The 5,936-nt window shown below is 38.8% G+C and carries 6 protein-coding genes and 1 pseudogene; 2 read left to right on the top strand and 5 right to left on the bottom strand.

Annotated features, from left to right (window positions below; genetic code table 11):
* Positions 1–479, top strand: a pseudogene (locus ACIR310F_RS26990) (MBL fold metallo-hydrolase); the annotation flags it as partial.
* Between the two features lie 17 nt (positions 480–496).
* Here ACIR310F_RS26990 and ACIR310F_RS0115620 read toward each other — a convergent pair.
* The 5 genes from ACIR310F_RS0115620 to ACIR310F_RS0115600 form a co-directional block, all read right to left on the bottom strand.
* Positions 497–808, bottom strand: a complete 312-nt coding sequence (locus ACIR310F_RS0115620) for a DUF6679 family protein (protein ID WP_028084636.1) — start codon at positions 806–808, stop codon at positions 497–499.
* 368 nt (positions 809–1,176) lie between these two features.
* Positions 1,177–1,965, bottom strand: a complete 789-nt coding sequence (locus ACIR310F_RS0115615) for a Nif3-like dinuclear metal center hexameric protein (protein ID WP_028084635.1) — start codon at positions 1,963–1,965, stop codon at positions 1,177–1,179.
* A gap of 243 nt (positions 1,966–2,208) precedes the next feature.
* A complete protein-coding gene (gene arsC / locus ACIR310F_RS0115610) occupies positions 2,209–2,607 on the bottom strand; it encodes an arsenate reductase, glutathione/glutaredoxin type (protein WP_028084634.1) in 399 nt (132 codons plus the stop codon).
* Positions 2,608–2,646: 39 nt separating this feature from the next.
* Positions 2,647–3,276, bottom strand: a complete 630-nt coding sequence (gene arsH, locus ACIR310F_RS0115605; protein WP_028084633.1) for an arsenical resistance protein ArsH — start codon at positions 3,274–3,276, stop codon at positions 2,647–2,649.
* 10 nt (positions 3,277–3,286) lie between these two features.
* Positions 3,287–3,982 (bottom strand): MIP/aquaporin family protein, encoded by a 696-nt coding sequence (locus ACIR310F_RS0115600; protein WP_028084632.1) that lies wholly within the window; start codon positions 3,980–3,982, stop codon positions 3,287–3,289.
* A 299-nt stretch (positions 3,983–4,281) separates the two neighbouring features.
* Between ACIR310F_RS0115600 and ACIR310F_RS0115595 the strand changes: the two genes are divergently transcribed.
* Positions 4,282–5,712 carry a slr1306 family protein gene (locus tag ACIR310F_RS0115595; protein ID WP_028084631.1) on the top strand — a complete coding sequence of 477 codons (1,431 nt, stop codon included), beginning with the start codon at positions 4,282–4,284 and terminating at the stop codon, positions 5,710–5,712.
* Positions 5,713–5,936 lie beyond the last annotated feature (224 nt).

Genomic DNA, 5,936 nt, shown 5'->3' with positions numbered 1-5,936 from the left:
ACGTTATTTTTGTGCATGGTTCTCCTAGTTACCTAGCGGACTTAACTTGTTTAGAAGAATTACAAAACCGCTATCATGTCCATTCACCCGCCGCGGGAACTTTGGTAGAATTACCGATTGGAGAGACATTTTTACAACCAGATGCTCCAGAAACTAATTATGGGGGGGAATTGACGGAACTGGGAACTGTGATTACTATTACCCTTCCAGATACCTTAACAACCGATCCTCGCTGGCGACAATTTGCTGATACGGGTTTAATAGCAGCCCGTTGGCAAGGTGAAGATTTGGTATTACGGGGGTTATCCCCACGGGAATTATTAAATTCAAATAGCCTTCGTCCTCATGCTGGTGATGTTGACTGCTGCGGTAATTGCATACACCAAAGGGGACAACGGTGTTGGAATTCCGCCGCCCCCTTATATAATTTCAAAGTTACCCTTGACGGATACTGTCCTGCTTTTGAACGCTTGACGTGAATTTAATTTAGAAGCGTTTAATCTGGATTTAGGTCAGTATAAGGGTTATGAATGCGCTCGGCTTCTGGACAGTCATCAGTTGTCAGCGGTTCTATATTACCGCGTTGTACTGAAGATAATTTTTGAGTGACAGAGCCGATGCTTTCGAGACGAACCATTTCCTCCCAAGAACAAACTTCATCTTCCTCGTCTGTTTCATAGCGTAAAGTCACTAAATCACCCTCGATATCAATAATGCGGGCCCGCTCTATCCAGCGCTGTTGATCCCGCAAAAAAACACATACCTCCCGCCCGTCGCAACACAGTTGATAAATCTTGCGGTGTAGCATGTAGTGCTTCTGCCTTTTTATACAACGTAGTTAAACCTGTCAGATTTGGGTTTGATGCCGGGAATATCAACCTTTAACAGGTGAAGTTCGCGGTCAGAAACCAGGAAACCAGTAAGTTTAGTGACTCAATTTTACCACTTATTTTTAGTCATTAGTGCTAGATGAAAGTTTGGGTCTTAATTTTCAGTTTACCGCATTAGTGGAATGGTTGTGCAAACTGTCAACACAGATATTTTCCCTTGAATTTAAGTTACGGTTTCAAACCCGACAAAAACATTATTTTTACCCATGATAACATTATTTCCTATTTCTTGGCAGAATTTTCACATTATTTGCTATCTGGTATGTATAATTTACAGTTGTTTAATTTAGGCTAAAAACTGCCGGAAATCTTCATCTTGCTCGCTCAATTGCACCCAATCTAAGTTAAGGGCTTGAAATTTCTGGACTAGGCGATCGCAGGCGGGACGTTCCGTGGCATAATGGCCAGCATCAATTAAAATTATACCCAGATCACGGCTTTCTTGGAATTGATGAAATTTACAATCAGAAGTTAAGTAAACTTGGGCATTAGTTTTGACCACTTCTGAAATCAAGCCCGCCCCAGAACCGCCTAAAACCGCTATATGAGAAATTTTCTGTTTTAAATCCGCTGTGGGTGAAAAAATCAAATGAGGGGAATTTAGTTGGATTTGAATATGATGAAGTAAATCTTGTAATGTTAACGTAGATTCTAGCATTCCTACACGCCCATAACCTAAACCCGATTGAGTAGGGATAATGGGTGATACTTGTTGAAGTTGGAGAATTTGCGCTAAAACATCCGCAGTTCCATCTGCTACTTGGTCAAAATTAGTATGCGCGGTGTAAATACCAATATTGTGGGTAAAAGCTAACCGCATGATTTCCGTTAAAGCTTCCCCAGAGCGGAAAGATTTGGCCGGATGAAAAATCAGGGGATGATGGGCGAAAATAAGATTAGCATGGAGAGCGATCGCTTCTTGGATAACTGCTAAAGTTGGAGTTAGACAGACTAAAACCCGTGCTTCTTGGTCTAAAATACCGGGTTCAACTTGCCAACCGCAATTATCCCAACTTTCGCACCAAGAAGGATTTGCCCATGTTTCAAACCAGATAATTAAATCAGCAACTTTCATTAAATTCAAATAAATCAATAGTAGATTAAACGTATTTAATTATAATCCCATTCAAGGAAGGCGTTTGACAGTGTTTTCCTTAATTAGATATTCCACTTAATTTACCTGTATAAATTTAGTTTTATATATCCGACCTGTTGGAGACTTTGGGGATCTTATTGTGATGATAAAATGCGTATTTATTGTAAATTAATATTTAGGCAAGGGGCAAAACTGTCACCAAATTGCCCATGACCAAATTTATTAAATGGTTAGATCTTTTATTAATTGAATCACCCTTTCCTTAACTTCATCCCGGACACGGATAAAAGTGTCAATACCGTGACCTTCAGGATCATCAAGTTGCCAATCTGCAAAAACTTGTCTTGATACCCATGCTTCTGGTAAATTAACTCCACAACCACAAAGAGAAATTACAGCATCAAAATCTTCAGGATGAAAATCACTTAAACATTTAGAACTTTGATTACTAATATCAATACCAATTTCCGCCATAACTTCCACAGTCATAGGATCAACATGACTTGATGCTAAACCAGAACTAACAACAGCAATTTTACCTTCTCCTAAAGTTTTCGCAAAACCTTCTGCCATTTGGGAACGACGGGAATTTTTTTTGCAAACAAACATGACTTTTTTCATAATCTTTGTAGTTGTAAATAGGTTGACAAAAGAAAACTTTTATGAAACTTGTAAAACCTTAGCGGCTTTTTCTTTACGTTCACTGTGGCGATCTGTGAGATAATCAACTTGATCACGTAATAGCAAAGTAAACTTATATAATTCCTCCATGACATCAATTACTCGGTCACGATAAGCAGAATCTTTCATTGTGCCATCTTCATGAAATTCTTGATAAGCCTTTGCTACGGAAGATTGATTAGGAATGGTAAACATTCGCATCCAACGCCCTAAAATTCGCATTGTATTGACTGCGTTGAAAGATTGAGAACCACCACTTACTTGCATTACTGCTAAAGTCCTACCTTGAGTTGGTCTAACAGCACCAATACTCAAAGGAATCCAATCAATTTGGTTTTTCAAAATCCCGGTAATATTACCGTGCATTTCTGGAGAAGACCAAACTTGACCTTCAGACCAGGTACTCAATTCTCGCAATTCTTGAACTTTAGGATGAGTATCGCTAACACTACCATAAATTGGTAATTCACGAGGATCAAAAAACCGAACTTCTGCACCAAACTCTTGAATAATTCTGGCAGCTTCTTCTGCTAATAGACGACTGTAAGAACGTTCGCGCAAAGAACCATATAAAAATAATATTCTGGGTGGATGATCGAAATTTGTCATTGTTACTCCTTTATTCTTTGAAATCTCGAAAACTATGAGAAATTATGCCATAAACTTGGACTGCAAACTGTGAACCTAAAATTGGTGCTACCCAATAAACCCAATGATGTTGCCAAATTCCGCCTACTAAAGCAGGTCCAAAAGACCGGGCAGGATTCATACTTGCACCAGTAATAGGACCCATAAAAGCCGCGGACAATGCTACTGTTAAACCAATAGCTAAACCAGCAAAACCAATGTGAGCGCGACGATCTAATCCAGACCCCAAAATCACAAACATTAAAATGAAAGTGAGAACTATTTCTAATATAAAAGATTGCCGCCAATTACCATTTAAAGGTAAAGTTGCACCTAAATTAGCCACATTTCCTAAACTAATTAATAGTAAACTAGAAGCCAAAATAGATCCTAATAATTGAGCTAAAATATAGGGTAATACGCGCCTTTTAGGGAAAAAACCACTAGTACAAAATGCTAATGTTACCGCCGGGTTAAAATGTGCGCCACTGAGATGTCCTAGACTGTAAATTAATGCAGCTACTACAGCACCAAAAACAAAACTAATTCCCAGATGTGTAATAGCTCCTTGACTAATATTATTAACCATTACAGCACCCGTACCAGTAAATACTAAAATAAAAGTCCCAATTGCTTCTACTAAAACTTCTCGCCTAAATTGATAAATTTCCCAAAAAAATGATTTCATTAAACTAAAAAGTTATAAAAAATTAAATAGATCATACTCTTAATTTCTCTTTGCACCTGGACTACCTATGTACCTCTGTGTGAGAAAGAAAAAATGCAATTCAATATTCACCATACCATGAGATGTAGAAATTCATCAAAAAAAATTGATGTACTGTTTATAAGCAGCAGAAAGAATGTTTTTAACCTGTTGCTAGTTTCTGGGACAAAAAGACGTTTGTTCACTAACGGCAATCCAAGGAGCAGGTTTTGAACTAAAGTGAAATAAAAGCCTTTTCCTGGCGTGGAGAATCACAAATTGTGAAGTTACAGCGACCAATATTAGTGGGAGGACTAGGACTATCGTTCTCCCTATGGATGTTAGACAGTTGGCATGATTCAATAGTTCAAGTAGGAGAGTTGGGAATTTTGACTGCTTTGGCTGTTGGTGGGGGTTTATGGTTATTGCGGAAAAATCAGCCCCCATTAGGTGAACAGCCTTGGGATATACTTGTAGATCCCAGGGCTGTAGTCAAAGCGATCGCCAAAACAAATGTAATAATTAATCAAATTGCTCAAGAATCAGCTGATCATGCTTCTTTAGCAATTCTCCGCGAAAATCTCGCTAAATTGCCTTTAGAATTGGCAAGAAAGGAAATTACAGTGGCGGTTACTGGCGGCAATTTTGTAGGTAAAAGTACGATTATCAGAGTTCTGAAAAATACTTCAATTTGCCCGGAAATGTCTTTACATTTTACGGAAACAGCGGCTTTATTTTCAGCACTTAGTGAAAATTCTGATGTCGTCACTTTATCAGAAATCCAGAAATCTGATGTTGTTTTATTTCTGACCAACGGTGATCTGACAGATTCAGAATTTCAGGTTTGGGAACAATTAAAAACCGCAAAACAGCCCACATTGCTGGTTTTCAACAAACAAGATCAATATCAACCTTCCTCACGCGCTACAGTTCTACAATCATTAAAACAGCGCGTGGGTGTAAATGTAGTTGGGACTGCGGCCTGTCCGGTAGCTGTGAAAGTGAGAAAACATCAAGAAGATGGTTCTTTCCAGGAATGGATAGAACAACCAACCCCAGATATCCAGCAGTTAACACAACAGTTAGGGCTGATTGGACAACAAGGGGAGCAACTAGTTTGTAATACCACACATCGTCAAGTATTATTATTGAATAGTCAAGCTAAAAATTGTTTAAATGCTCTGAGACGCGATCGCTCCGTACCCATCATAGAACAACATCAATGGATTGCAGCGGCAGCGGCCTTTGCTAACCCTGTCCCTGGGTTGGATCTTCTCGCCACTGCGGCCATTAATGCTCAAATGGTGATAGACTTGGGTAATATTTATCAGCAGAAAATTTCCTGGAAACAAGGACAACAAATAGCCAGAACCATGGGAAGTTTGATGTTGAAATTAGGTTTAGTGGAACTTTCAACTAAAGCTGTCACGGGTATTCTGAAAACTAATGTTGCTACATTTGTCGCTGGGGGAATGGTAGAGGGAGTTAGCGCTGCTTACCTAACCAGAGTAGCAGGATTAAGTTTAATAGAATATTTCCAAGAGCAAGAAATTGCTTTAGAATCGGGAGATGCCTTAAATTTGGAGAAATTACGTCAAGTTTTACCAACAGTATTCCAACAAAACCAAAAAATGGCTATTTTGGAAGCCTTTGTCAAGCAAGGTGTGAAACGCTTATTACCGGAAGTAAAACCAGCGGAAGTTGTAGCTTAATCCTCCAGATCCCGGACTTCTTTAGGAATTACGGGATCTGGGCAATGATATAATCATCAGATTGGTCTGATTATGTTAACCTACTTAATAATCCATTTTCAATTAAAAATATGAGAATTAAATTCAGACAAATAAAATCACCAACTCCCCACCAAAATTTTGACTTTTGACTTCCCGCAGGGTATCCAGATTCAGACAAATACGCGACGTAACGCACTATTATT

It is taken from the genome of Dolichospermum circinale AWQC310F, assembly GCF_000426925.1.
Taxonomy (GTDB): Bacteria; Cyanobacteriota; Cyanobacteriia; order Cyanobacteriales; family Nostocaceae; genus Dolichospermum; species Dolichospermum circinale.
This window is presented reverse-complemented; position numbering and strand designations above follow the sequence as displayed.